Genomic DNA, 25,321 nt, shown 5'->3' with positions numbered 1-25,321 from the left:
CGACGACGGCCGCGGAATCCCGGTGGACCCGCACCCCAAACATCCCGGCAAGTCGGCGCTGGAGGTCATCATGACCGTCCTGCACTCCGGCGGGAAATTCTCCGGCAAGGCCTACGAGACCTCCGGCGGCCTGCACGGCGTGGGCGTCAGCGTCGTCAACGCGCTTTCCGAACGGGTCGAGGTCACCGCCTGGAAGGATGGCCACGAGTGGCGCCAGGCGTTCACCCGCGGCAAGCCCATCGGGGGCATCGAGAAGCTGGGCGCGACGCGCAAGCACGGCACCGCCATCGCGTTCACGCCCGACCCGGTGATCTTCGGCGAGAACGTCGCCTTCAAGCCGGCGCGGCTCTACCGCATGGCCCGGTCCAAGGCCTATCTGTTCGGCGGCGTCGAGATCCGCTGGTCCTGCGACCCCTCCCGCATCCACGACCAGACCCCGCCCGAGGCAGTCTTCCGCTTCCCGACCGGCCTGGCCGACTTCCTGGCCGAGCGGATCAAGGGCATCGAGACGGTCACGCCGGAGCCCTTCGCCGGCCGCTATTCCCGTCCCGGCGAGAGCGGCAAGGTCGAGTGGGCCATCGCCTGGACGCCGGCCGGCTTCGGGGAGGCCGACGGCTTCATGCAGTCCTACTGCAACACCGTGCCGACGCCGGAGGGCGGCACGCACGAAGCCGGCCTGCGCGCCGCCCTCACGCGCGGCCTGAAGGCCTACGCCGAGCTGACCGGCGAGAAGCGCGGGGTCATCCTCACCGCCGACGACGTCCTGGCCCAGGCCGGCGCCCTGGTCAGCGTCTTCGTCCGCGACCCCGAGTTCCAGGGCCAGACCAAGGAGAAGCTGTCCTCCTCCGAGGCCCAGCGCCTGGTCGAGAAGGCGCTTGCCGATCCCTTCGACCACTGGCTGACGGCCCAGCCGAAGTCGGCCAGCGCGCTCCTGCAGTTCGTCATCGAGCGCGCCGAGGAGCGGCTGAAGCGCCGCAAGGACAAGGAAGTCGCCCGCGCCTCGGCGACCCGCAAGCTGCGCCTGCCGGGCAAGCTCGCCGATTGCTCCGGGTCGGCCATCGACGGCGCCGAGCTGTTCCTGGTCGAGGGCGACTCGGCCGGCGGCTCGGCCAAGCAGGCTCGCGATCGCAAGACCCAGGCGATCCTGCCGCTCAGGGGCAAGATCCTCAACGTCGCCTCGGCCTCCACCGACAAGACCGGCGGCAACCGTGAGCTCGCGGACCTGCTGCTGGCGCTGGGCGCCCAGGGCGGGACCAAGTTCAAGGAGGAGGATCTGCGCTACGAGCGGATCATCATCATGACCGACGCCGACGTCGACGGCGCCCATATCGCCAGCCTGCTGATCACCTTCTTCTACCGCACCATGCCGGACCTGATCCGTTCGGGCCGCCTGTTCCTGGCGCTGCCGCCGCTCTATCGGCTCAGCCATGGCGGCAAGGTGGTCTACGCCCGCGACGACGCCCACCGCGACGAACTTCTCGCCACCGAGTTCAAGGGCAAGAAGCCGGAGATCAGCCGCTTCAAGGGCCTGGGCGAAATGATGCCCGCCCAGCTCAAGGAGACCACCATGGACCCGGCGACGCGGACGCTGGCGCGGATCACCCTGCCGCGCGCCGAGGAGACCGTGGAAGAGCTGGTCGAAGCGCTGATGGGCCGCAAGCCCGAGCTGCGCTTTCGGTTCATCCAGGAAAACGCGGAATTCGCCGCCGCCGACCTCGATGTCTAGGGAGAGGCGAGCTCGCGGACCCAGATGTTGCGGAAGCTGATCGGCGCGCTGGGATCGCCGTGCGCCTGCAGCTTGATCGGCGCGTCCTTGAACGGGCGGTAGAACGGCTTGCCGATGTAGAGCGTCTCGCCGGAGAGCACGGCGTCGTTCTGGATCAGGACGCCGTTCTGAAACGCGGTCACCCGCGCCGGCGACGTCAGCGCCCCGTCGGCCGCGAACACCGGCGCGGTCCAGACCACGTCATAGGTCTGCCACTCGCCGGGCGGGCGCATGGCGTTCGCCAGCGGCGGATGCTGCTTGTAGAGCGCGCCGGCCTGGCCGTTCACATAGGTGGCGTTCTTGTAGCTGTCGAGGATCTGCAGCTCGTAGCCGGCGTCGCCCGGCCCCGTCGAGGCCAGGAACACGCCGGAGTTGCCCCTGCCCTGCCCCGCCCCGGTGACACCCTTCGGGACGCGCCATTCCAGGTGCAGCTGATAGTTCCGGAAGCGCCGCCTGGTCTCGATGTTGCCGGCCTTCTTTTCGACGGTCAGCAGGCCGCCGGCGACGTTCCACTTCGCGGGCGATCCGTCCTTGGCCGAAACCCACTGGTCCAGGCCCTTGCCGTCGAACAGCACGATCGCATCCGACGGCGGCGCCGCATCGCGCGCGCCCGGGGTCACCACCGGCGGCACGGGCGTCCACTGCTCGGTGTTCTCCGGCTTCATGGATTGTGAGCATGCCGCGCCCGCGAGGCTGAGCGCCAGTCCCGCGGCGATTGCGAAGGCCGCTCGGTGTCCGACGGGTGCAGGCAAGCCGATAGGCCGGAGGGCGCTGGTTGGCGCCCCCGCCTCTTGGCGACCATTGTCCCCCCGCCGCGGCCGCACTCCCCTCACAGCTCCCAGCCCTTGCGATACTCGCGGGTCAGGTACTGGTTGGCCTCGGGCACGTTGGTCACCTGGCCGGCCGCGCCATCCCAATCGATCGGCTGGTCGGCCTTCAGCGCCACGATGCCCAGGATCATCGTCTCGTTCAGCCGGGCGCCGTATTCGAACGGACACGAGATCGTCTCCTCGCCGCGGATGGCGCGGATCCAGTTCTGCTCGTGCCCGTTCAGGCCGCCCGCGATGCGCGGCAGGCTGCGGGGGATCTTCGCGGCCTTCTCCGTCAGGCCCGCGCCGATCAGCACCGGCTTCTCGCCGTAGGTCTCGTGCATCAGCATGCCCCTGGTCCCGACGAACAGCACGCCGCCTTCGGGATTCATCCGCAGCTCCGGCGGGAAGCCCGCCGGAGTCGGCGGCAGGATGCCGCCGTCGTACCAGGTCATGTGCAGCCGCCCGCCCTCGACCAGGGCCTTCGGCGCGTGGGCGAACTCGTAGTGCACGACCTCGGCCAGCGGGAAGCCCTCCAGCGTCGCAGGACGCCTGGTGCTCCAGAGGTCCGGGTTGCCGGGCCAGCGCGAGTGCCGGGTCTCGATCTTCGTCGGCAGGCCGGGCTCGAGCGCCCAGAACGGGAAATCGATCAGGTGCGCGCCCATGTCGCCTAGCGCGCCGCAGCCGAACGGGACCCAGCCGCGCCAATTGAAGGCGGCGTATTGCGGATTGTAGCCCCAGTCGACGTTGGCCGGGCCGAGCCAGCTGGCCCAATCGAGCCCTGAGGGCTTCGGCTCCGCCGCCGGCCGCGAGATCCCTTGCGGCCAGACCGGACGGTTGGTCCAGACGTGGACCTCCCTGACCTTGCCGATCGCATGGCCGCGGATCAGCTCGACCACGCGTCGCCCATCGTCGCCCGAGTGCCCCTGGCAGCCCATCTGGGTGACCAGCTTGGGATTGGCCTTGGCCAGGGCCGCGAGCTTGCGCGTCTCCTCCACGGTGTAGGTCAGCGGTTTCTGCACATAGACGTGCAGCCCCCGCTCCATGGCCCAGCGCGCGGCCACCGCATGGTGGTGGTCGGGCGTGGCGATCAGGACGGCGTCGATGTCCTTCTGCTGGTCCAGCATCCGCCGATAGTCGGTGTAGCGCCTGGCCTTGTCGTAGGCGGCCTTGAGCGCGGTCCGCGTGGGCAGCAGCTGGTAATGCTGATCCAGCATCCCGCGCGCCACGCGGTCGTAGTCGACGTCGACGGTGGCGACGATGTTCTGGTCGGTGAGGCGGGACATGTCGTCCGCGCCCTTTCCCCCTGCGCCGATCACCGCCAGGTTGACCTTGTCGCTGGGCGCAAGGGTCCGGCCCGCCGCGCGGCTCGGGCGGATCAACGCCCCCAGCGCGCCTGCAGCCGCCGCCGCGCCCAGCACGCCCCGCCGCGTCAGCCGCCCAGCACCGTCACGTGCTTCATCGTCGATCATCGTCGCCCCCGCGCCTTGCCCCGCCAGATTGACCGCCCTTCCGGCGCGAAGCGCAAGAGCTTGGCTCGAGGCGGAGTGGAGCTAGTCGACGACGATCCAACCGGAGGGCAGCTGGTCGAGGTGAGCCCCGACGAGCAGCATCTGGCTGGTGTCGGTTTCGATGTAGACGCCGAGCTCGCCCTGCCTGAGCGAATAATTCGTGCCGGCGTCCACCTGCACGCGGTCGCCCTCGGCGGCGTTGAAGTCCTGCACGCGGTCGAAGCCCGCCCCATCGAAAAAGTGGAAGGTGTCGGCGCCGGCCCCCCCGCTCTCGGTGTCGTTGCCGCGGTCGCCGGAAATCCAGTCGTCGCCGGCGCTCCCGGCGAGCATGTCGTCGCCCTGGCCGCCGCGCACGATGTCGTTTCCGTCGCCGCCATCGAGGGTGTCGTTGCCGAGATTGCCATAGACGATGTCGGCGCCCGCATCGCCTGAGAGACGGTCATCGTCGCGGCCGCCGACGACCCAGTCGTCGCCATCGCCGCCGGAAGCCGTGTCGTTTCCCGCATTGCCTTGCAGGTAGTCGAACATCGCCCCGCCCGCCAAGCTATCCGCCCCGTCGCCGCCGGCGACCATGCCGATCGTCTGGCCGAGCCCGCCGTCGTAGACGTCGTCGCCCGCGCCCATGTCCACAGCGCCCCGGACCAGGCCGGCATTGGCCAGCATCTGGCCGCCGACCCCCATCTGCACGGCGCCGTCCATCTCGCCTTGGTTGCGGAACACGTTGTCGGCGGCGAGCACGAAATCCGGTTGATCGCCTTTGAACGCGATGTCGGCGGAAATCAGTCCCTGGTTGAGAAAACCTTGCGGCCCGAGGGTGGCCTGGAAGAAGACGCCCACCCCTTCGAACGGCGCGACCATGTCGTAGACCCGGATCTCGCCGGCCGGGCTGTTCAGGAACTCGCCATCGGATTGACCGACGGTCACGCCGAAGACGTGCCCTGCCCCGTTGACCTGCAGGCCGCCGCTGTTCACGAACAACTGCCCTGCGACCATGCCCACGCCCAGCGCATCGCCGTCCGAATAGACGGTGATGGACCCGTCGTTCACCACCGCGGGATCGGTCTCGCCCATCGTCCCGTAGTTCACGATGCCGCAGGCGCTGGTCGCGGCGAGGACCTTGATCGCGCCCTCGTTGACGATCCGGGGTCCGATCGACCCGGCATCGATTCCCGCGGCTCCGGCCCAGGTGGCGCGAGTGTCGACATCGAGCACCCCGCCCGTCGCCACCATGACGACCGGATCGCCGAAGGGCCCAGTCGAACTGATCTCCACGCCATGGACATTGCCACCCGTCGTCGGCGCGCCGGAGCTGGAAGCCTCGACATCCCCGGCGATGGTAATGGAGGGCGTTGGATCCAGAGTGTTGGCGACCAGGAGCGTGATAGGGTCGGTGTTGACCGCACTCAGCGTCTGGCCCGCGGCAAGGGTGTAATCGCTGCTGCTGACGACGACCGGCAAGACGCACGCCCCCACTCAGGCGCACTGCGCCGGAACAATTGGGATTCTTGGCATGGCGCCGCTTGCGGCACAATCTCGTATTGAGATGGTTCGGGAAGCTCTCGCTTTGATTGCGGCTGACGCGCGCCCGGACCGCGCATCGCCGAGGCCATCCCTTGGAGGGATGCCGCGGCGCGAGACGAGTTTGCGCGACCGAGCCCGGAACCTCACGGCGCCTTAAGCGTTGCCGTGGTGGGATGATCAGCCTGACTCGATTCAGGCTGAGGGGGCGTCGAATTGGGCATCCATAGGCGGGCGATCGCGCCTTTGTCGGCTGTAGCCTTGCTCAGCGCCTTCCCGGCGTTCGCCCAGGAGGCGGCCGCCGCGCCGCCGGCCGTCGAGCGGTTGCGCGGGCTGTCCATCGAGGAGCTCGCCAACGTCCAGGTGACCACGGTCTCGCGTCGCGAAGAGTCGCTCGCGCGGGCCCCGGCGGCGGCCTACGTCATCACCCGCGAGGAGATCATCCGCAGCGGCGCGCGCACCCTGCCGGAGATCCTGCGTCTGGCGCCCAACCTGTTCGTGGCCCAGACCAGCGCGAATTCCTGGGTGATCACCGCGCGCGGCCTGTCGGGCAACCTGGCCGACCAGGCGTTCTCGAACAAGCTGCTGGTGCTGATCGATGGGCGGACGGTCTACACGCCCCTGTTCTCCGGCGTGTACTGGGACATGCAGGATGTCCTGCCTTCCGACATAGATCATGTCGAGGTGATCAGCGGCCCGGGCGCAACTCTTTGGGGCGCGAACGCGGTCGACGGGATCGTCAACATCATCACCCGCAGGTCGGACGAGACGCAGGGGCTCGGGGTCACCGCCGGCGCCGGCGATCAGCAACGCTTCGCGGCCGTCCGATACGGAGCGAGCCTGGGCGACGCGGCGACCTATCGGATCTACGGCCGCGCCTACCGCGCCGATGACACGCTGACCTCGACCGGCGCCGACGCGCAGGACCGCTGGCATCGGGTGCAAGGCGGCTTTCGGCTCGACTGGGCGCCGAGCGAGCGGGACGAGGTCACTGTCCACGGCGACGCCTTCAAGGGCTCCGGCGTCACCAGCGGCAGCATGAGCGGCGGCAATCTCGTCTTCCGCTGGAACCATGCGACGAAGGACGGCGCGAACCTGCAGGTCCAGGCCTACGTCGACCGCGCCCAGCGGGGCCATGACCTGACCGGCGGCCTGCCGCTGTGGGTCGACACCTACGATGTCGACGTCCAGCACGAATTCGCGCTCGGCGCCCGCAACGATGTCGTGCTCGGCGGCGGTCTGCGGCAGGCCAAGTACAGCCTGGAAGCCGACGGGGGGCTGGCGTTCGTCCCGGCGAAGGGCACGCTGAACCTCTCCAGTTTGTTCGCCCAGGACACGCTCACCCTGACCTCCTCCCTGCGGCTGATCCTGGGCGTGAAGCTCGAGGACGATCCGCACGCCGGCTGGTCCGCGCTGCCGAGCGCGCGGCTGGCGTGGACCCCGGCGCGGTCCACGCTCCTGTGGGCGGCCGCCTCGCGCGCGATCCGCGCTCCGACGCCGTTCGACCGCGATGTCGTCGAGACCGTCGGCGGCCAGGTGTTCCTCACCGGCAACCGCAATTTCCAGCCGGAGACCGTCGACGCCTATGAAGTGGGCGCGCGGCTCAATCCGACCGAGCGTCTCTCGGTCTCGGCCTCGGCCTACCACAACGTCTACGACGACCTGCGCAGCATCGAGGTCACGCCGGTCACCTTCATACCGATTTTCTGGGGCAATCGGATCAAGGGCCACACCTCCGGCCTGGAGGCCTGGGGCAGCTACCAGGCCATGCCGTGGTGGCGGGTCTCGGGCGGCCTGAACCTGCTGTCGGAGTCATTCGAATTCAAGCCGGGCGCCAGCCGGCTGCTCGGCCTCGCTCAGGTGGGCGACGATCCCAAGGCGCAGGCCCAGCTCAAGTCCTCGATGAATCTCGGGCCGGCGGTCGCCTGGGACGCGGTGCTCAGGTACCAGAGCCGCCTCCCCGACCCGCGGGTCCCGGCCTATGTCGAGCTCAATATGCGGCTGGCCTGGAACATCACGCCCACCCTGCAGATGGCGGTGATCGGCGACAATCTGCTCCATGACCGCCATCAGGAGTTCCCCGCCCCGCAAGCCGACACCGTCCCGCGGAGCGTGCTGGCCGAGGTGCGTGCGCGATTTTGAGCAGCCGCCGGGGGCGGCCGTCGGCGCCGGCCTTGGCCAGGCGTGAGTCGTTCGACAAGCCGCGAAATTCTGTCAAGCTTGCGCCGCTGGCTCGCTGGCGATCGCGTCGTCCCGGCGCACTCGACGGCCTGCCGGCGGGGTTGGTGGACGTCTGATGGGGGTTCTGTTCCTGCCCGAGGCCGCGCGGCGGTGCGTCCGTGGGCTTGTCGCCGCCCTCGCGGCGGTGGCGATCACCGCATTTCCGCTTGCCGCGGCCGCTCAGTCTCTCGAATGGGCTGTCAAGGCGAGCTTCCTCTATAAGTTCGGCCCGTTCATCGAGTGGCCGGCCTCGGCTTTTCCCGCGCCCTCCAGCCCCTTTGTCATCTGCGTATTCGGCGCCGACCCGTTCGGCGACCTCCTCGACGAGGCCGCGCGCGGACAGACCGTTGCAGGCCACCCCGTCGTCGTCCGGCGCATCGAGTCCGTTCAGGGACCCGTCGACTGTCAGGTCGTCTTCGTGAGCCGGTCGCGGCGGCAATCGCCCGCCGAGGCGCTGCGCGCGTTGCGAGGCCTGCCGGTCCTCACCGTGACCGACGCCCGGCAAGGGATCGACGGCGGCATCATCCACTTCGTCGTTCAGGACGGGCGGGTCCGATTCACGATAGACAACGGACTGGCGCGCGCGGGGGGCCTGGTCCTGAGCAGCAAGCTGCTCGCGCTGGCGACAACTCCTCAGCGAGGAGCGGACTAGCATGGCCCCGATCTGGGAGCGCCTCAGCCGTCCCGTGACCAGGACGCCTCGCGTGGCGATCGGCGTCAGCATCGCCTTGCTCGTCGCGAGTCTCGCTCTGGGGGTGATGAGCCAGAACGCGCGCAGGGCCGAGACCCTCGACCAGGCGCAGGTCCAGGCGAACATCCTCGCCGGCAGCCTCGCCGCGCCGCTGGCCTTCAACGACGTCGGCTCGGCCCGTGAGTACCTCAATGCGCTCGGCGCCAATCCCGCCGTGGAGGCCGCCGGGGCCTATGACCTCAGCGGTCGGCGGGTGGCGAGCTTCCGGCGCGTCGGCGACGGCCCTCCGCCGACCAATACGGTGGGCGCGCTGAGTGCGACCAGCGGGGAGCTCACGCTCCGCAAAGCCGTGAGGCAAGGCACGACCGGGCTCGGCTCGATCTACCTGCGCATCCGGGTGGAAAGCCTGCTGCACAGGGAGCTGCGCTATCTGGGGATCGGCATCGTCGTGATCATGGCCTCCCTGCTGATCGCCGCGCTCGGCGCCTCGCATGCGTCGCTCACCGAGGCTCACCGCAAGCTGCAGGAGCAGATCGAGGAACGGGAGAAAGCCGAGGAGGCGCTGCGCCAGGCGCAGAAGATGGAGGCCATGGGCCAGCTGACCGGCGGGGTGGCCCACGACTTCAACAACCTGCTGATGGTCGCCTCCAGCGGTCTCGACCTCATGGACCGCACGTCCGATCCGATCCGGCGAGACCGGCTCGCCCAGGGGATTCGTCAGGCCATCGATCGAGGCGCCGATCTGACCCAGCAGCTGCTTGCCTTCTCGCGCAAGTCTCCGCAGAAAACCGAGGTCGTGGATCTTCCCGAACTGCTCGCCGGGATGCGCGACGTCCTCAATCGATCGCTGCGGGAAGACATCGATGTCGAAATCAGTTCGGCAGACGATCTCTGGCCGGTCGAGGTCGATCCCTCGCAGCTCGAAGTCGCGATCCTCAACATCGCGATCAACGCGAGAGACGCGATGCCGAACGGCGGCGCCATCGCCATCGGGCTCGCGAACGTGGCGGCGAGCGAGGCGCAACCTGCCGACATGGTGCAGATCACGGTGGCGGATACCGGCCACGGAATGCCGCCCGAGCTCCTCGGCCGCGCTTTCGAACCGTTCTTCACGACCAAAGGCGTCGGCCAGGGCACGGGCCTCGGTCTGAGCCAGGTCTATGGGTTTGCGAGAACCTCGGGCGGCGACGTGAAGATCGAGAGCGAAATGGGCCAGGGCGCCAAGGTGACGCTGCGCCTTCCCCGCTCCCACAAAGCCGCCGTGGAGAGGCGCGCACCGCGGCGGCGGAGCCAGCCGACCACCGCTGATCGCAAAGCCCGCATTCTGCTTGTGGAAGATGACGAACGGGTCGCGGAACTCGTGACCGAAATGCTGCTCGAGCTCGGCTATCAGGTGACGCGCGCGCCCACGGCGGCCACCGCCTTGGACGCGCTTCGGCTGGAGCACGCGTTCGATCTCGTGTTCTCGGACATGGTGATGCCGGGGGATATGAGCGGACTGGATCTTGCGCGGAAAATCCTTCGTGAACGCCCCGACGTCCCAGTGGTGCTGACCACGGGGTACAGCTCATCGGCCGCCGAAGCCGCGACGGAAGGCATGCGCCTGCTGCTCAAGCCTTACCGGCTGGACACCCTGGCCGCCGAGCTTCGCGCGGCGCTCAGCGACACGACTCACCGGTCAAGCGCCACGCATTAGTGGACCCAGGGGCGGGCGGCAGAGGAATGCGGGGCCTGGCGCAGCGCGGACACACGCCTGCAATCTCCGGGCGCGATGAGGCCCGCACGTCGGACAGCGGAAGAAGGCTCGGGGGCATGAAGTTCAGCAGTTGGATCGCGGCGGCCGCGGCGGCGGCCAGCGCGGCGGCGTTCGCCGCGCCGCTGATGGTCCGCGCGCAGCCGGCCGCCCCGGACGGCGCGGCCCTGTTCAACGCCCGCTGCAAGGCCTGCCACGAACCCCCGGTCGGCCGCGCGCCCGCGCGCGCCTCGCTCGCCGTGCTGCCGCCCGCCCAGATCGTCGAGGTGCTGACCTCCGGCGTCATGGCGCCCATGGCCGCCGGGCTTTCGGCCGGCGACAAGCGGGCGATCGCGGGCTATCTCACGGCCGGCGCGGCCGGCGGCCCGCAGGCCCCTGCCGGCCCGCAGGTTGCGGCGACGCCTGCCCGCCGCGGCGGCTTCCGTCCGCTGCCCGCGAACATCGGCGTCGACCTGATGTGCGCGGACGCGGCGCCGCCGATCCGCGCGACCGGCTCGGACTGGACGAGCGTCGGCGTGGACGCGGACTCGCGGCGCTTCCAGCGCGATCCGGGGCTCACCAGCGCCGAGGCGCCGCGCCTGAAGCTGAAGTGGGCCTACGCCATGGTCGGCGGTGGCATGCCGACGGTCGTGGGCGAGTGGCTGTTCGTCACCAACCGCAACGGCAAGTTCTATGCGCTGGACGCCAAGAAGGGCTGCGTGCGCTGGCTCGTCGAAGGCGTCGCCTCGCGCACGACGCCGATGATCGTGAAGTCCGCCATCTCCCCCTCGGGCTGGGCGACCTTCGTGGGCGAGCGCAACCGCACGGTGCGCGCCTTCGACGCCCGCACCGGCAAGGAGATCTGGCGCAGCGCGCCGCTGGAGGCCAATCCGGTCGCGGGCATCACCGGAACGCCCGTCGTCTCGGGCGGCCAGCTGTTCGTGCCGATGAGCTCGGGCGAGGAAGGCGCGGCGACGCAAGCCGGCTATCCCTGCTGCTCGTTCCGCGGCTCGCTCTCGGCGCTCGACCTGAAGACCGGCCAGATCCAGTGGAAGACCTATATGATCGACGAGCCGCTGCATCCGACGCGGAAGACGGCGGCGGGGACGCAGCTGCAGGGGCCGGCCGGCGGCGCGATCTGGTCCGCCCCGACGGCCGACGCGAAGCGTGGCCTGGTCTATGTCGCGACCGGCGACAGCTACACGGAGGTCCCCACGGCCGGCGCAGACGCGATCGTCGCCGTCGAGATGGCCACGGGCAAGGTCCGCTGGCGCCGTCAGGTCACCCCGGGGGACAACTTCATCATGGGGTGCAATGGCGCGGCGCGCGGGGCGAACTGCCCCAATCCGATCGGCCCCGACTACGACTTCGGCGCCTCCCCCATCCTGTTCAACCTGTCGGGAGGCAGGCAGGTGCTGCTCTCGGGCCAGAAGTCGGGCGCCGTCTACGGCATGGACCCGGACACCGGCAAGCTGCTGTGGAGCACCAAGGTGGGCTCCGGCTCGGCGCTGGGCGGCATCGAATGGGGCATGGCCGCCGACGACAAGCGGCTCTATGTCGCCAACGCCGACACCATCAACCTGTTCGACGAAGTGATGCGCGCCGAGGGCAAGCCGCCGGTGGAGGGCGAGAACGGCCCCGCCAAGCCCGGCCTCTATGGCCTGGACCCGGCCACCGGCAGGATCCTCTGGGCGGCGCCTGCGCCGGTGGCGCCCTGCCGCTACGCGGGCGACCGCAGCCGCGACTACGCCGGCGGCCGCTGCATCCGCGCCCTGTCCGCAGCGCCCAGCGTCATCCCGGGCGTGGTCTTCGCCGGCGCGACCGACGGCTGGCTGCGCGCCTACGACGCCGCCACCGGGAAGATCGTCTGGCAGACCTCCACAACAGCCCGGACCTACGACACCCTCAATCGGATCAAGGCCCAGCCGGGCGGCTCCATCGATGGCCTCGGCCCGGCCGTGGCCGGCGGCATGGTCTATGTGATGAGCGGCTTCAACGGCGCCTCGCGCACCGGCGGCAACGGCGTCAACGTGCTGCTCGCCTACTCCGTCGACGGCGCCTAGCTTGCAGCGGCGGTCGGCCGGCCGCAGTCTGGCGCGCATGACTGCGAAACGGGCTGGCCGAAGGCTGCAGGCGCGCTGCGCCATCGCCGGCGGCGGCCCGGCCGGAGTGATGCTGGGCTACCTGCTGGCCCGGGCCGGCGTCGAGGTCGTCGTGCTGGAGAAGCACAGGGACTTCTTCCGGGATTTCCGCGGCGACACCGTGCATCCGTCGACCCTCGAGGTCATGGCCGAGCTTGGGCTGGTCGAGCGGCTCCTTCAGCGTCCCCACCAGGAGTTGCGCGCCGTCCGCGCAGACATCGACGGCCGCGACCTCGCGCTCGCCGACTTTTCCCACCTGCCGGTTTGCAAGCCTTTCGTCGCCCTCATGCCGCAGTGGGACTTCCTCGACTTCCTGGCGGAGGAGGCGCGCCGCTTCGCCGCCTTCAGCCTGCTGATGGAAACCGAGGTGCTCGGCCTCACCGAGCGCGAGGGGCGGGTTTGCGGCCTCAGCGCCCGCGGGCCGCAGGGCACGATGGCGATCGAGGCCGACCTGGTCGTCGGAGCGGACGGCCGCCACTCGATCGTCCGCCAAGCCGCCGGCCTCCCGGTTCGCGAGCTCGGCGCGCCGATCGACGTGCTCTGGCTGCGCATCTCGAAGCGCCCGAGCGATCCGCAGCAGAACCTGGGACGCCTGGAGCGCGGGCGATTCCTGATCACCCTCGACCGCGGCGACTATTGGCAATGCGCCTTCGTCATCCTGAAAGGCGGCCTGGCGGCGCTGCAGGCGCGTGGCCTCGAGGCGCTGAGAGGCGACATCGCCGTCGCCGCGCCCTTTTTCTCCGATCGGCTCGGTGAGATCGCCGGCTGGGACGACGTGAAGCTGCTGACGGTCAAGGTCGACCGGCTCGAGCGCTGGAGCCGGCCGGGGCTGCTCTGCATCGGCGATGCGGCGCACGCCATGTCGCCGATCGGCGGCGTGGGGATAAACCTCGCCTTGCAGGACGCCGTGGCCGCCGCCAACCTGCTCGCCGCGCAGCTGCGCAGCGGGCCCGTGCCCGAGACCCAGCTGGATGCGGTGCGTCGCCGACGCGAGCCTCCCACCCGCCTCACGCAGGCGGTGCAGGTGTTCATTCAGGATCGCATCCTCAGCCGTGTGGTCGGGCGCGACCGGCCGGCCGCCCCGCCCCTGCCCCTTCTGCTCCTGAACGCCTTCCCGCCGCTCCGCCGCATTCCCGCACGATTCATCGGCCTCGGCGCGCGCCCGGAGCACGTCTCGCCGGCTCTGGCCCGGCTCTTTCAGCTCGAACCGGCTCGCGCCGCGATCGGATCATGAACCGAGGCGGATCGGACGCGTTGACTTGCCGAGCCTCGCCCGTATGTTCCGCGGCGCGCGACGATCTCCGTCCGCGCCGCCGCGGCATGCCTGCCTTTGATCCGGAAGGTCGCCGCCCCATTCGTACCTGATGACAGAATTCGCCGAACTTGGCCTGTCGTCCGCGACCCTCCAGGCGGTCGCCGACGCGGGCTACCACACCGCAACGCCCATCCAGGCCGAGGCCATCCCCGCCGTCCTGCAGCGCCGCGACGTGCTGGGCATCGCCCAGACCGGCACCGGCAAGACGGCCGCCTTCACCTTGCCGATGATCGACCGCCTGGCCGCCGGCCGGGCGCGGGCGCGCATGCCGCGCGCGCTGGTGATCGAGCCCACCCGCGAGCTCGCCGATCAGGTGTCGGAAGCCTTCGAGAAGTACTCCAAGGGCCAGAAGCTCTCCTGGGCGCTGCTGATCGGCGGCGTCTCGTTCAGCGACCAGGAAACCAAGCTCGACCGCGGCGTCGACGTGCTGATCGCCACGCCCGGGCGCCTGCTCGACCACTTCGAGCGCGGCAAGCTGCTCCTGACGGGAGTCCAGATGCTGGTGGTCGACGAGGCCGACCGCATGCTGGACATGGGCTTCATCCCGGACCTGGAGCGCATCTTCAAGCTCACCCCGCCCGGCAAGCAGACGCTGTTCTACTCGGCCACCATGCCGCCGGAGATCACCCGGCTCACCAAGCAGTTCCTGAACGACCCGCTGCGGATCGAGGTGGCCAAGCCCGCCACGACCGCCGAGACCATCGCCCAGTACCTGGTGCGCATCCCCTCCTCCGATCCCAAGGCCAAGCGCGCGGCGCTGCGGGCCCTGATCGGCCGGGCGGACGTGAAGAACGGCATCGTCTTCTGCAACCGCAAGTCCGAGGTGGACATCGTCGCCAAGTCGCTGCGCAAGCACGGCCTCGACGCCTCGCCGATCCACGGCGACCTCGACCAGCAGACGCGGATGCGCACGCTGGACGCCTTCCGCACCGGCGAGCTGAAGCTGCTGGTCGCCTCCGACGTCGCCGCCCGCGGCCTCGACATCCCCGACGTCAGCCACATCTTCAACTACGACGTGCCGCACCACGCCGACGACTACGTGCACCGGATCGGCCGCACCGGCCGCGCCGGACGGTCCGGCCAGGCCTTCATGATCGTCACGCCGGCGGACGGGCGGAACCTCGACAAGATCCTCAAGCTGATCGGCAAGACCCCCGAAGAGATCACCCTCGACCTGGACTGGGGCGAGCTGAAGGAAGAACCGCGCGCCGGGCGCGGGCGCGAGCGCGGCGGCCGCGGCGAGCGATCGGGCCGAGGCGAACGTGCCCCGCGAGGTGAGCGAACGGAGCGCGCGAGGCGCGAGCCAGGCCGCAACCCCGAGCCGGTCGTCGCTGAGGCGCGTCCGCCCGCCGAGCCCGAACCGGAGCGCAGTGCGCCGCCCGAGCCCCGCGTCCCCGAGCGGGAGCGGGAGCGCCCCGCCCGCGGTGAGCGAAACCGGCCGCAGGAGCGCGGCGGCCGGCGGGAGGAACGCCGCGACGAGGCCGATGGCGTGGTGGGCTTCGGAAATGAAGTCCCCGCCTTCCTGCAGCGTCCGACGGGTCCGCGGCGCTCGTGAGGCCCTGCGCCTTAACCAGCCGTTTGGCTCTGTCCCCCTAGGATCACGGCTCAGCAAGTGGCCCGCCGATCCCGCGCGGCGGCTGCCTTGGGGAATAGGCCATGTCGGCGGAAATCGAGACCTCGCTTCGCGGACCGCGGGCCTACGACCTGGCCCGGCGGGCTGTCGCGGCGATGGAAAAGCACAAGGTCTGGCCGACCGCTCTGAATTTCGAGCTCTGGAGCCACTATGTGGCCGCCCAGGACAGCCCCCTGGCCGCCGAGATCAACCAGATGATCGAGGCCGGCGAAGCGTTCACCGACACGGTCGGTGAAAGCCTCGCCGAACGCTTCCTGCCCAAGGCGAAGCTGTCGGGCGAGATCCTCGAGGCGGGCGACGCCCTGACCAAGGAATTGGACACGGTGTCCCGCGCTATTCAGTCGGCGCGCTCCTCGAGCGAGGTCTATGGCCAGCAGCTGGCCAGCGCCTCGGAATCCCTGGCGGGCGAGGACACCGGCAAGATCAAGACGATGGTCGAGACCCTGACCCAGGCCACCCAGAAGGTGCGGCAGGAAAACGCCACGCTCGAGAGCCAGCTCGCCGACACCACGGCGGAGGTGTCCCGGCTCCGCGAACACCTCGAACAGACCCGGCGCGACGCCATGACCGACGGCCTCACCGGCCTGGCCAACCGCAAGGCTTTCGATGAGGCGCTCGAGCGCGCCTGCGCCGGCGCCGAGCAGGCCGGCGGCGTGCTGACGCTGGCGGTCCTCGACATCGATCACTTCAAGGTCTTCAACGACACCTGGGGCCACCAGACCGGCGACCAGGTGCTGCGCTATGTGGCGAGCGTCATCGGCCGGGCCGGCGCCTCGCCGCGCACCGCCGCCCGCTATGGCGGCGAGGAGTTCGCGCTGGTCTTTCCCGGCGAGGGCGCGAGGGCGGCGCTCGCCGTCCTGGAGGAGATCCGGGCCGAGGTCTCCTCGCGGGTCCTGAAGCGCCGCTCGACCAACGAGGACCTGGGCGCGGTGACCATCTCCGCCGGTCTGGCCGAACGACGCCCCGGCGAGACGCCCGCCAGCTTGATCGAGCGCGCCGACGCGGCGCTCTACGCCTCCAAGCGCGGCGGCCGCAACCGCACCTCCGCCGCCGACCCGATCGCCGCCGCCGCCTGACGGTTTCCCTCTAGGCTGACGCCGCGTATCGTGCCGTAGATCGAACAAAGTTCGTTCCACGGAGGATAGGATGGACGGAGCCGCAGCCGCGCCCAAGGTCCGGACCGAGGTCAAGGACCACGTCGGGATCATCACCCTTTCGGATCCTTCCACCCTGAACGCCGCCGGCGCCGAGCTGACCGCCGAGCTGCAGGCCGGCGTCGAGGCTTTCGTCGCCGATGAAGCGGTGCGCTGCATCGTCATCACCGGCGAGGGCCGCGGGTTCTGCTCCGGCGCCAACCTGTCCGGCGGCCGCGTGGGCGGGGGCGGCGGCGGCGGCAAGGGGCCGAACGAGAGCCTGCTGAAGGTCTACAACCCCTTCGTCAGCACGCTGCGGAAATCCCCCAAGCCGACCGTTGCGGCGGTCAACGGGGTGGCGGCGGGCGTGGGCGTCTCCCTGGCGCTCGCCTGCGATCTCTGCATCGCCGCGCAGAGCGCCTATTTCCTGCTCGCCTTCCGCCGCATCGGCCTGGTGCCGGACGGCGGCGCGACCTGGCTGTTGCCGCGGCTGGTCGGCAAGGCCCGCGCCATGGAGCTGATGCTGCTCGGCGAGAAGCTGCCGGCGACGACGGCGCTGGACTGGGGCCTGATCAACCGCTGCGTGCCGGACGCTGAGCTGATGGACAAGGCGCTCGAGATCGCCGGCGCCCTGGCCAGCGGACCAAGCTCGCTCGGCCTGACCCGCAACCTGGTCTGGCAGGCGCTCGACGCCGAATGGCACCTGCAGCTGGAGGCGGAGGCGTACGCCCAGGGCGATGCGGGACGCTCCGAGGACGCGCGCGAAGGAATCGCCGCTTTCGTTCAAAAGCGGCCGGCCGAGTTCAAGGGAAGATAGACGGGGGCGAAGCCGATGAAACTGGTTCTCACCGTGGCCGGCGCGATCGCCGTCGTTTTGGGCTGCGTCTGGTTCCTGCAGGGCGTCAACGTCCTGCCGGGCAGCTTCATGACCGGCCACATCCAGTGGGCGGTCTACGGCGCCGTGCTGGCCCTGGTCGGGATCGGCGTGATCGTCTGGGCGCGGCGCCGGCCGGCCGCGTGAGGTGCTGATCGAGGATCAATCCGGCTTGGCGGGCTCGATGGTGACGCTCTCGCCGCAGCCGCAGGCGTCGGTCTCGTTGGGATTGCGGAACACGAACCGCGCCGAGAGCTTGCTCACCTCGTAATCGATCTCGGTGCCGATCAGGAACAGCACCGCCTTGGGCTCCACCAGGATGGTGACGCCCTTGTCCTCGATGACCTCGTCGAGCGGATTGGCCGCTTCAGCGTACTCGAGCGTGTACTCCTGGCCCGCGCAGCCGCCGTTCCTGACGCCGACGCGAAGCCCCATGAAGGGCTTATCGGCCTTGGCCATGATCTCCTTCACGCGCGCCGCGGCGGCGTCGCTGAGGGTGACGATCTTGGGCCGGGGCCGGCGGGCGCGCGGCGTGGAGGTGACGGAAAGCTGGGCCATGGATCAGAACATGTTGAGCTGGAGCTTGGCCTCGTCGGACATCCGCGACGGGTCCCACGGCGGATCGAACACGAGGTCGACCTTGCAGGAACGCACGCCGGGGATCTCCAGCACCGCCTGCTCGACCCAGCCCGGCATCTCGCCGGCGACCGGGCAGCCGGGCGCCGTCAGGGTCATGTCGATGGCCACATCCTTGTCGTCGGACACGTCGACCTTGTAGACGAGGCCGAGCTCGTAGATGTCGACCGGGATCTCCGGGTCGTAGACGGTCTTGAGCTTGTCGACCAACTGGTCGGTGAGCGCGTCCAGCTCCGCCTGCGAGAGCGGCTGGGTGGTCTTGCCGTCGATGGAAGCTGCGTCATCCATGGTCTTACGCGAAGAAGGCCTGAGTCTTGGTGAGGGCGTCCACGAAGAAGTCCGCCTCACGTTCGGTGTTATATAGGGCGAAGGAGGCCCGCGCGCTCGACGTGACGCCGAAACGCCGCATCAGGGGCTCGGCGCAGTGCGTGCCGGCCCGCACCGCGACGCCATAGCGATCGAGGATCTGGGCCACGTCATGGGCGTGGGCGCCGTCGAGCGTGAAGGCGAAGATCGCCCCCTTGCCCGGCGCTTCGCCCAGCACCCTGAGCCAGTTCGCGCCCGCCAGCCCCTCGCGGACCCGCTCGTAGAGGCGATGTTCGTGCTCGGCGACCGCCAGCCGGTCGAGGCCGGACAGCCAGTCGATCGCGGCGCCCAGGCCGATCGCCTCCAGGATCGGCGGCGTGCCGGCCTCGAAGCGATGCGGCGGATCGGCGTAGGTGATCGCCTCCAGCGTGACCTGCCCGATCATCTCGCCGCCGCCCTGGTAGGGCGGAAGCGCGGCCAGCCGCTCGGCCTTGCCGTAGAGCACGCCGATGCCCGTGGGGCCGTAGAGCTTGTGGCCCGAGAAGGCGTAGAAGTCGGCGTCGATCGCCGTCACGTCGACCGGCTTGTGGACGATGGCCTGGCAGCCGTCGAGCAGCACGAGCGCGCCGGCCGCATGCGCCATGCGGGTGAGCTCCGTCACCGGATTGATGGTGCCGAGCACGTTCGACATGTGGCTCAGCCCCACGACCTTGGTCCTGGGGCCGAGCAGGCGCTGGAACGCCTCCAGGTCGAGTTCGCCCTCGTCGGTGATCGGGCAGAACCGCAGCACGACGCCCTGGCGCTCGCGCAGGAAATGCCAGGGCACGATGTTGGCGTGGTGCTCCATCTCGGTGAGCACGATCTCGTCGCCGGCGGAAAGCCCGGCGCCCAGGCCGGCGGCGACCAGGTTGATCGCCTCGGTGCCGCCCTTGGTGAAGACGATCTCGCCCGGCTGCGCGCCGATGAAGGCCGCGACCTTCCGGCGCGCGCCCTCGTAGGCCTCCGTGGTCTCATTGGCGAGCGTGTGGAGGCCGCGGTGCACATTCGCGTACGAGTGCTCCATCGCCCCCGTGATGGCGTCGATCACCGCCTGCGGCTTCTGCGCCGAGGCGGCGCTGTCGAGATAGACCAGCGGCTTGCCGTTCACCTGCCGCTGCAGGATCGGGAAGTCGGCGCGGACGGCTTCGGCGTCGAAAGCCATCACCCGCGCCTCAGCCGTTCGGCCGCCCACTGGCGCACGATCTCGCGGGCGCTTTCGAACCGGATGCGATCGACGACCTCGCCGATGAAGGCCTCGGTGAGCAGGGCGCGCGCGTCGGGCTCCGGGATGCCGCGCTGGCGGGCGTAGAACAGCGCCTCCTGGTCCAGCGCCCCGATGGAGTTGCCGTGGCTGCAGGCCACGTCGTCGGCGTAGATCTCGAGCTCGGGCTTGGCGTCGACCTCGGCGCGGTCGCCCAGGATCAGCGCGTGGTGCTCCATGCGCGCATCGGTGCGGTCGGCGCCTTCGGCGACGACGATGCGGCCCTGGAACACGCCGCGGGCCTGGTCGCGGACCACGCCCTTGGTCATCTGCATGGTGATCCCGTCGACGCCCCGGTGCTCGACGACCGTGGTGAGGTCGGCGTGGCGCTTGCCGTCCAGCAGGTAGACGCCGTCGAGCCTGAGCTTCGCGCCCCCGCCGGGATGGACCACGCGGGTCTCGATCCGCTGCCGCCGCGCCCCCGAAGCCGCCACGACCTGGCCGAACTCGGCGGCCGGCGCGAGCGTCACCTCGGCCTGGCTGACCGAGACGGCCTCGGGATCGTCCCCGGCGAGAACGATCCGCTCGAGCACGGCGCCGCGAGCCAGGCCGATGGCGAGCGAGGCGGCCGCCAGGTACCCGCCGCGGCCCTCATAGGTCTCGAGCAGGCGCAGGCGCGCGCCTTCGCCGAGCCGGACCTCGGCGCGGGCGGCGTGGGCGCCCTCGCCGCGGGACAAGAACCGCAGGCTGACGATCGCCGCCTGGCCCGCGGCCACCTCGATCCGGGCCGGCTCGTATCCGTTGGCGACGACGAAGGAGGTCTCGGCCAGGTGATCGAAGGCGCCTTGCCCCACCTCGCGCGGATCGACCGGCGCGGAGGGCTCCGGAACCGCGCGGATCAAGCCGCGCAGATCGGTCCAGCGCCAATCCTCCTCGCGCCGGCTCGGCAGCGCCGCGGCGTCTCGCGTCCTTATGGCGGCGGCGAGGCTCAAGCCGCCCTCGCATACTTGTCGTAACCTTCGCGCTCCAGCTCGTGCGCCAGCTCCGGGCCGCCCGAGGCGACGATCCGGCCGGCCGACAGCACGTGCACGCGGTCCGGCCGGACGTAGTCCAACAGCCGCTGATAGTGCGTGATGATCAGCATCGCCCGGTCTGGGGCGCGCAAGGCGTTGACCCCTTCGGCGACGATCTTCAGGGCGTCGATGTCGAGGCCGGAATCGGTCTCGTCGAGGATCAGGAAGCGCGGCGACAGCATCGCCATCTGGAGGATCTCCATCCGCTTCTTCTCGCCGCCCGAGAAGCCGACGTTCAGCGGCCGCTTCAGCATCTCGAAATCGATCTTCAGCGCCTGGGCCGCGCCGCGCGCGAGCTTCAGGAATTCCGGGGCCGAGAGCTCCGGCTCGCCGCGCGCCCGGCGCTGGGCGTTGAGCGCCGTGCGCACGAAGGTGAGCGCCGGCACGCCGGGGATCTCCAGCGGATACTGGAACGAGAGGAAGACGCCGCGCGCCGCCCGCTCGTCGGGCGCCAGCGCCAGCAGGTCCTCGCCGTCCAACGTGGCGGAGCCCGCGGTGACGTCGTAGCCCTCGCGGCCGGTCAGCACGTAGGAGAGCGTCGACTTGCCCGCCCCGTTCGGGCCCATCAGGGCGTGCACCTCGCCGGCCGGGACCTCGAGGCTCAGGCCCTTGAGGATCTCCTGGCCGTCCACGGCGGCGTGCAGGTTCGAGACCTCGAGCATCAACGCGTCTCGTCCACCAGGAACTGGGCCATGACCGAGAGCGCCTCTTCGACGCTGTCGACCGTCTGCTGCTTGCGTGGCGCTGCGGTCGTCGTCGTCGCCGTGCGCTTGTCGGCCGAGGTGACGCTCGCCTTGCCGGCCTCGAAATAGGCGGCGACCCGGTAGTCGCGGTGGTCGATGGAGACCGTGTAGCGGCGCCGGTCGACGGTCAGCTCGCGCTTGGCGAGGAACTCGGCGTCGGCCTGCAGCGCCTCGTAGAGCCGCTCGGCCCGGGCGAGGTCCTCCTCCTGCTGCTTGCGCTCGGCTTCCTCCCGCTTGCGCCGCTCCATCTGGCGGCGGGCGTACTCGACCTCGAACGCCTCCTTCAGCGACAGCGTCTTGTCCTTCTTGGTCCTCGCGGTCATCCGACGCTCCCCTCCAGCGAAATGGCCACCAGCTTCTGGGCCTCTACGGCGAACTCCATCGGCAACTCCTGCAGCACGTCCTTGACGAAGCCGTTGACCAGGAGCTGGACGGCCTCCTCCTGGCTGAGCCCGCGCTGCATGACGTAGAACAGCTGGTCCTCGGAGAGCCGCGTCGTCGTGGCTTCGTGCTCGAGCACCACCTGGCCGTTGCGCGCCTCCACGTAGGGCACGGTGTGCGCGGCGCACTGCTTGCCGATCAGCAGCGAGTCGCACTGGGTGAAGTTGCGTGCGCCCTTGGCCTTGGGGTGGGCCGAGACGAGGCCCCGATAGGTGTTGGAGGATCGCCCCGCCGAGATGCCCTTGGAGATGATCCTCGAGCGGGTGCCGGAGCCCAGGTGGATCATCTTGGTGCCGGTGTCGGCCTGCTGGCGGCCGTTGGTGATGGCGATCGAATAGAACTCGCCGGTGCTGTCGTCGCCGCGCAGGATGCAGGACGGATACTTCCAGGTAATCGCCGAGCCGGTCTCGACCTGGGTCCAGGAGACCTTGGCGCGGTCGCCGCGGCAGTCGGCGCGCTTGGTGACGAAGTTGTAGATGCCGCCCTTCCCGGTCTCGGGATCGCCCGGGTACCAGTTCTGCACGGTCGAGTACTTGATCTCGGCGTCATCGAGGGCGACCAGCTCGACCACCGCGGCGTGCAGCTGGTTCTCGTCGCGCATCGGCGCGGTGCAACCTTCGAGATAGGACACGTAGGCGCCCTTGTCGGCGATGATCAGGGTGCGCTCGAACTGGCCGGAATTCTCGGCGTTGATGCGGAAATAGGTCGACAGCTCCATCGGGCAGCGCACGCCCGGCGGCACATAGACGAAGCTGCCGTCCGAGAAGACCGCCGAGTTCAGGCAGGCGAAGTAGTTGTCCGAGACCGGGACCACCGAGCCTAGGTACTGCCTGACCAGCTCCGGGTGCTCGCGGATCGCCTCGCTCATCGGGCAGAAGATGACGCCGGCCTTGGCGAGCTCCTCGCGGAAGGTGGTCACCACCGAGACGCTGTCGAACACGGCGTCCACGGCGTACTTCGGCGCGCCCTCGACGCCGGCCAGCACCTCCTGCTCACGGAGCGGGATGCCGAGCTTCTTGTAGGTCTCGAGGATCTCGGGATCGACCTCGTCGAGGCTCTTGGGTCCCGCCTTCTGCTTCGGCGCGGCGTAGTAGAAGGCGTCCTGGTAGTCGATGCGCGGGAAGCTGACCTTGGCCCAGGCAGGCTCGTCCATCGCCAGCCAGCGCTCGAAGGCCTCCAGGCGCCACTCAAGCATCCACTCCGGCTCGCCCTTCTTCGCCGAGATGAAGGCGACGGTGTCGGCGGAGAGGCCCTTGGGCGCGAACTCCTGGGCGACGTCGGTGACGAAGCCGTGCTTGTAGCGCTCCAGGCTCTCGACGTGTTCGACGGTCTGGCGGACGGCGGCCATGCTCAAGCTCCTGCCGGCGCGGGGGTGCGGCGCGCGGCGTGCCGCTGGAAGGCTTCGAACCAGGCGTCCGTGAAGCGGTTCCAGTCGGCCTCTGTGGTGGCCCAGCCGCCGGACACCCGGATGCCGCAGCCGGCGAGGTCGCCGTGGCCCATGGCGGCCAGCACGGGCGAGGCCTTGACCTTGCCGGACGAGCAGGCCGCGCCGGCGCTGACCATGACGCCGGCCAGGTCGAGCGCCATGACCTGCAGGTCGGAGGGGAAGCCGGGCGTGGCGACGCACAGGGTGTTCGCCAGGCGTGGCGCGGCCTCGCCCATGACCACCGCGCCGGCCCGCTTCAGGCGCTCGGCGGCGGCGTCGCGCCAGGCTTGATTGCGGACAAGACCGTGGGCTTCGCGCAATTCGCGTGATGCTTCAGCTACTGCGCCGAAGCCACTGATTCCCGATACGTTCTCGGTGCCGCCGCGACGGCCGCGCTCCTGGCCGCCGCCGTGCTGGCGCCGCGAGAGCACGGCGCGGCGGCCGAAGGCCAGCGCGCCCGCGCCCTGCGGGCCGCCGAGCTTGTGGCCGGAGACCGCGAGGGTGTCGGCGCCGAGCGCGGAGAAATCGACGGGGATCTTGCCGGCCGCCTGCACCGCATCGACGTGCAGCCAGCCGCCGGCGTCCCGCACCAGGGCCGCGGCCTCGGCGACCGGCTGGATGATGCCGGTCTCGTTGTTGGCGAGCATCAGCGCCACGAACGGCCGGCCGTCGGCGGCGCCCCAGCGGGCCAGGCGGGCGGCGAGCCAGTCGAGGTCGGCCACGCCGTTGCGGTCCACGGGCAGGACCTCGACGGCCACGCCCTGGGCGCGCGCGGTCTCCTGCACGCTGTCGTGCTCGATCGCCGAGACGATCAGCTGCCGCGATCCGGCCGCGACGGCGCTCTCGATGGCCAGCGCATTGGCCTCGGTCCCGCCTGAGGTGAACACCAGGTCCGCGGCCGGCGCGCCGATCAGGCCCGCGACCTCGGCCCTCGCCTCTTCCACCAGCGCGCGGGCGGCGCGGCCGGCGGCGTGCACCGAGGACGGATTGCCGCCGAGCTCAAGGGCCCGCAGCACCGCCGCGCGAGCCTGCGGCCGGACCGGGGCGGTGGCGTTGTAGTCGAGGTAGACGCGGGCCTGCATCGCGCCGCTCATGCCGCCTGCCGCTCGGGCTTGATGCGGCCCAGCACGACGTCGGCGAGGGTCACCGAGGCCAGGTAGGCCTCGATGCGCGCGCCCAGGTCGTCCCAGAGGTCGTGGGTCAGGCACCGCTCGCCCTTGACCATGCAACCCTTGGCTTCCGAGCAGCGGGTGGCCTTCAGCGGCTCGTCCACCGCCAGCACGATGTCGGCGATGGAGGTGGCTTCGGCCCCGCGCGCCAGCCGGTAGCCGCCGCCCGGGCCGCGCGCGGAGGTGACCAGGCCCTGGCGTCGCAGGCGGGCGAACAGCTGCTCGAGATAGGAGAGCGAAATCTCCTGTCGCGCGGCGATGTCGGCGAGCGCCACGGCGCGCACCGCCTCGCTCTCGCGGCGGGCGAGATCGACCATCGCCATCACGGCGTAGCGGCCCTTGGTGGAGAGGCGCATCGGAGTGGGCCTTTCGCGATCGTTTTTGCGCGCATCCGGGCCGGGCTATGTTACAAGCCGCCGCCTTGCGCGAGGCTCATCGCCCGGACCGGACGAGATACCCGGGACTTAGGAAGACCAAGCGCAGCAGTCAAGTATTCGGGTCGATTTAAGAGGGTCGCATGCCAGAGGTGGTTCTGACCGGCGCAGCCGGGCGGATCGAGGGGCGGTACTCCCAAGGCAAGAGCGAGACCGCGCCGGTGGCGCTGGTGCTGCACCCCCACCCCAAGGCCGGTGGCCAGATGAACAACCCGGCGACGGTGCAGCTCTTCCACCTGTTCATGAAGCGCGGCTTCTCGGTGCTGCGGTTCAACTTCCGCGGCGTCGGCCGCAGCCAGGGCGAGTTCGACTCCGGCATCGGCGAGCTGGCGGATGCGGCGACCGCGCTGGACTGGCTGCAGACCACCAATCCGGCCGCCTCGCAGTGCTGGGTGGCGGGCTATTCGTTCGGCGCCTGGATCGGCATGCAGCTCCTGATGCGGCGGCCGGAGACCGACGGCTTCATCGCCGTCTCGCCGCCGACCAACGCCTACGACTTCTCGTTCCTCGC

The 25,321-nt window shown here is 70.2% G+C and carries 23 protein-coding genes; 11 read left to right on the top strand and 12 right to left on the bottom strand.

Annotated features, from left to right (window positions below):
• A partial coding sequence (locus VLI41_RS15875; protein WP_325269063.1) for a DNA topoisomerase IV subunit B occupies nt 1-1,726 on the top strand: 1,726 nt, incomplete at its 5' end.
• Here VLI41_RS15875 and VLI41_RS15870 read toward each other — a convergent pair.
• The 3 genes from VLI41_RS15870 to VLI41_RS15860 form a co-directional block, all read right to left on the bottom strand.
• Nucleotides 1,723-2,430 carry a DUF1080 domain-containing protein gene (locus tag VLI41_RS15870; protein ID WP_325269062.1) on the bottom strand — a complete coding sequence of 236 codons (708 nt, stop codon included), beginning with the start codon at nt 2,428-2,430 and terminating at the stop codon, nt 1,723-1,725. The two genes, VLI41_RS15875 and VLI41_RS15870, sit on opposite strands and share 4 nt — an antisense overlap.
• 164 nt (nt 2,431-2,594) lie before the next feature.
• A complete protein-coding gene (locus tag VLI41_RS15865; protein WP_325269061.1) occupies nt 2,595-4,046 on the bottom strand; it encodes a Gfo/Idh/MocA family oxidoreductase in 1,452 nt (483 codons plus the stop codon).
• A gap of 81 nt (nt 4,047-4,127) precedes the next feature.
• Nucleotides 4,128-5,543, bottom strand: a complete 1,416-nt coding sequence (locus tag VLI41_RS15860; RefSeq protein ID WP_325269060.1) for a calcium-binding protein — start codon at nt 5,541-5,543, stop codon at nt 4,128-4,130.
• Between the two features lie 321 nt (nt 5,544-5,864).
• Between VLI41_RS15860 and VLI41_RS15855 the strand changes: the two genes are divergently transcribed.
• The 9 genes from VLI41_RS15855 to VLI41_RS15815 all read left to right on the top strand — a co-directional run bounded on the left by VLI41_RS15855 (nt 5,865) and on the right by VLI41_RS15815 (nt 17,489).
• Nucleotides 5,865-7,745 (top strand): TonB-dependent receptor plug domain-containing protein, encoded by a 1,881-nt coding sequence (locus VLI41_RS15855; RefSeq protein ID WP_325269059.1) that lies wholly within the window; start codon nt 5,865-5,867, stop codon nt 7,743-7,745.
• A 154-nt stretch (nt 7,746-7,899) separates the two neighbouring features.
• Nucleotides 7,900-8,475 carry a YfiR family protein gene (locus VLI41_RS15850; protein ID WP_325269058.1) on the top strand — a complete coding sequence of 192 codons (576 nt, stop codon included), beginning with the start codon at nt 7,900-7,902 and terminating at the stop codon, nt 8,473-8,475.
• A 1-nt stretch (nt 8,476) separates the two neighbouring features.
• Nucleotides 8,477-10,210, top strand: coding sequence for an ATP-binding protein (locus tag VLI41_RS15845; RefSeq protein WP_325269057.1), 1,734 nt, complete (start codon nt 8,477-8,479; stop codon nt 10,208-10,210).
• A 116-nt stretch (nt 10,211-10,326) separates the two neighbouring features.
• Nucleotides 10,327-12,309: a PQQ-binding-like beta-propeller repeat protein gene (locus VLI41_RS15840; RefSeq protein WP_325269056.1), complete on the top strand. Its 1,983-nt coding sequence runs from the start codon at nt 10,327-10,329 to the stop codon at nt 12,307-12,309.
• Between the two features lie 37 nt (nt 12,310-12,346).
• Nucleotides 12,347-13,621, top strand: coding sequence for an FAD-dependent oxidoreductase (locus tag VLI41_RS15835; RefSeq protein WP_325269055.1), 1,275 nt, complete (start codon nt 12,347-12,349; stop codon nt 13,619-13,621).
• A 130-nt stretch (nt 13,622-13,751) separates the two neighbouring features.
• Nucleotides 13,752-15,257 (top strand): DEAD/DEAH box helicase, encoded by a 1,506-nt coding sequence (locus VLI41_RS15830; protein ID WP_325269054.1) that lies wholly within the window; start codon nt 13,752-13,754, stop codon nt 15,255-15,257.
• A 101-nt stretch (nt 15,258-15,358) separates the two neighbouring features.
• Complete coding sequence (locus VLI41_RS15825; RefSeq protein ID WP_325269053.1) at nt 15,359-16,411, top strand: GGDEF domain-containing protein; 1,053 nt, start codon at nt 15,359-15,361, stop codon at nt 16,409-16,411.
• 70 nt (nt 16,412-16,481) lie between these two features.
• Nucleotides 16,482-17,285 carry an enoyl-CoA hydratase/isomerase gene (locus VLI41_RS15820; RefSeq protein ID WP_325269052.1) on the top strand — a complete coding sequence of 268 codons (804 nt, stop codon included), beginning with the start codon at nt 16,482-16,484 and terminating at the stop codon, nt 17,283-17,285.
• Nucleotides 17,286-17,300: 15 nt separating this feature from the next.
• Nucleotides 17,301-17,489: a hypothetical protein gene (locus VLI41_RS15815; protein WP_325269051.1), complete on the top strand. Its 189-nt coding sequence runs from the start codon at nt 17,301-17,303 to the stop codon at nt 17,487-17,489.
• Between the two features lie 15 nt (nt 17,490-17,504).
• Here the strand turns inward: VLI41_RS15815 and VLI41_RS15810 are convergent, their stop codons facing one another.
• From VLI41_RS15810 to VLI41_RS15770, 9 genes are read right to left on the bottom strand one after another with little or no spacing between them, the layout of a single operon-like run.
• Nucleotides 17,505-17,900: an iron-sulfur cluster assembly accessory protein gene (locus VLI41_RS15810; protein WP_325269050.1), complete on the bottom strand. Its 396-nt coding sequence runs from the start codon at nt 17,898-17,900 to the stop codon at nt 17,505-17,507.
• A 3-nt stretch (nt 17,901-17,903) separates the two neighbouring features.
• Nucleotides 17,904-18,266: an SUF system Fe-S cluster assembly protein gene (locus tag VLI41_RS15805; RefSeq protein WP_325269049.1), complete on the bottom strand. Its 363-nt coding sequence runs from the start codon at nt 18,264-18,266 to the stop codon at nt 17,904-17,906.
• A gap of 4 nt (nt 18,267-18,270) precedes the next feature.
• A complete protein-coding gene (locus tag VLI41_RS15800) occupies nt 18,271-19,485 on the bottom strand; it encodes a cysteine desulfurase (protein ID WP_325269048.1) in 1,215 nt (404 codons plus the stop codon).
• Nucleotides 19,485-20,516 carry a Fe-S cluster assembly protein SufD gene (gene sufD, locus VLI41_RS15795; RefSeq protein ID WP_325269047.1) on the bottom strand — a complete coding sequence of 344 codons (1,032 nt, stop codon included), beginning with the start codon at nt 20,514-20,516 and terminating at the stop codon, nt 19,485-19,487. Before sufD ends, VLI41_RS15800 begins: the two co-directional genes overlap by 1 nt.
• A complete protein-coding gene (gene sufC / locus VLI41_RS15790) occupies nt 20,513-21,259 on the bottom strand; it encodes a Fe-S cluster assembly ATPase SufC (RefSeq protein ID WP_325269046.1) in 747 nt (248 codons plus the stop codon). The genes sufD and sufC overlap by 4 nt, the downstream gene beginning before the upstream one ends.
• Entirely contained in the window at nt 21,259-21,663 is a 405-nt protein-coding gene (locus VLI41_RS15785; protein WP_325269045.1) for a hypothetical protein, read from the bottom strand. The genes sufC and VLI41_RS15785 overlap by 1 nt, the downstream gene beginning before the upstream one ends.
• Nucleotides 21,660-23,129, bottom strand: a complete 1,470-nt coding sequence (sufB, locus tag VLI41_RS15780) for a Fe-S cluster assembly protein SufB (RefSeq protein ID WP_325269044.1) — start codon at nt 23,127-23,129, stop codon at nt 21,660-21,662. The genes VLI41_RS15785 and sufB overlap by 4 nt, the downstream gene beginning before the upstream one ends.
• A gap of 2 nt (nt 23,130-23,131) precedes the next feature.
• Entirely contained in the window at nt 23,132-24,301 is a 1,170-nt protein-coding gene (locus VLI41_RS15775) for a cysteine desulfurase family protein (RefSeq protein WP_325269043.1), read from the bottom strand.
• Nucleotides 24,298-24,732 (bottom strand): Rrf2 family transcriptional regulator, encoded by a 435-nt coding sequence (locus VLI41_RS15770; protein ID WP_325269042.1) that lies wholly within the window; start codon nt 24,730-24,732, stop codon nt 24,298-24,300. The genes VLI41_RS15775 and VLI41_RS15770 overlap by 4 nt, the downstream gene beginning before the upstream one ends.
• Nucleotides 24,733-24,893: 161 nt before the next feature.
• Between VLI41_RS15770 and VLI41_RS15765 the strand changes: the two genes are divergently transcribed.
• The coding region (locus tag VLI41_RS15765) for an alpha/beta hydrolase (protein ID WP_325269041.1) at nt 24,894-25,321 on the top strand (428 nt) is incomplete at its 3' end.

Origin of the sequence: Phenylobacterium sp., assembly GCF_035475775.1 — a bacterium.
In the GTDB taxonomy this organism is placed as follows: Bacteria; Pseudomonadota; Alphaproteobacteria; order Caulobacterales; family Caulobacteraceae; genus Phenylobacterium.
The sequence above is the reverse complement of the archived record's forward strand: the minus strand, read 5'-3'. Positions and strand labels throughout refer to the sequence as shown.

Bases quoted from the DNA above. Each gene is read 5' to 3' on its own strand.
- VLI41_RS15870 (WP_325269062.1), bottom strand. From the start codon at position 2,430: ATGAAGCCGGAGAACACCGAGCAGTGGACGCCCGTGCCGCCGGTGGTG.
- VLI41_RS15865 (WP_325269061.1), bottom strand. From the start codon at position 4,046: ATGATCGACGATGAAGCACGTGACGGTGCTGGGCGGCTGACGCGGCGG.
- VLI41_RS15850 (WP_325269058.1), top strand. From the start codon at position 7,900: ATGGGGGTTCTGTTCCTGCCCGAGGCCGCGCGGCGGTGCGTCCGTGGG.
- VLI41_RS15845 (WP_325269057.1), top strand. From the start codon at position 8,477: ATGGCCCCGATCTGGGAGCGCCTCAGCCGTCCCGTGACCAGGACGCCT.
- VLI41_RS15840 (WP_325269056.1), top strand. From the start codon at position 10,327: ATGAAGTTCAGCAGTTGGATCGCGGCGGCCGCGGCGGCGGCCAGCGCG.
- VLI41_RS15835 (WP_325269055.1), top strand. From the start codon at position 12,347: ATGACTGCGAAACGGGCTGGCCGAAGGCTGCAGGCGCGCTGCGCCATC.
- VLI41_RS15830 (WP_325269054.1), top strand. From the start codon at position 13,752: ATGACAGAATTCGCCGAACTTGGCCTGTCGTCCGCGACCCTCCAGGCG.
- VLI41_RS15825 (WP_325269053.1), top strand. From the start codon at position 15,359: ATGTCGGCGGAAATCGAGACCTCGCTTCGCGGACCGCGGGCCTACGAC.
- VLI41_RS15820 (WP_325269052.1), top strand. From the start codon at position 16,482: ATGGACGGAGCCGCAGCCGCGCCCAAGGTCCGGACCGAGGTCAAGGAC.
- VLI41_RS15815 (WP_325269051.1), top strand. From the start codon at position 17,301: ATGAAACTGGTTCTCACCGTGGCCGGCGCGATCGCCGTCGTTTTGGGC.
- VLI41_RS15810 (WP_325269050.1), bottom strand. From the start codon at position 17,900: ATGGCCCAGCTTTCCGTCACCTCCACGCCGCGCGCCCGCCGGCCCCGG.
- VLI41_RS15805 (WP_325269049.1), bottom strand. From the start codon at position 18,266: ATGGATGACGCAGCTTCCATCGACGGCAAGACCACCCAGCCGCTCTCG.
- VLI41_RS15800 (WP_325269048.1), bottom strand. From the start codon at position 19,485: ATGGCTTTCGACGCCGAAGCCGTCCGCGCCGACTTCCCGATCCTGCAG.
- sufC (WP_325269046.1), bottom strand. From the start codon at position 21,259: ATGCTCGAGGTCTCGAACCTGCACGCCGCCGTGGACGGCCAGGAGATC.
- VLI41_RS15785 (WP_325269045.1), bottom strand. From the start codon at position 21,663: ATGACCGCGAGGACCAAGAAGGACAAGACGCTGTCGCTGAAGGAGGCG.
- sufB (WP_325269044.1), bottom strand. From the start codon at position 23,129: ATGGCCGCCGTCCGCCAGACCGTCGAACACGTCGAGAGCCTGGAGCGC.
- VLI41_RS15775 (WP_325269043.1), bottom strand. From the start codon at position 24,301: ATGAGCGGCGCGATGCAGGCCCGCGTCTACCTCGACTACAACGCCACC.
- VLI41_RS15770 (WP_325269042.1), bottom strand. From the start codon at position 24,732: ATGCGCCTCTCCACCAAGGGCCGCTACGCCGTGATGGCGATGGTCGAT.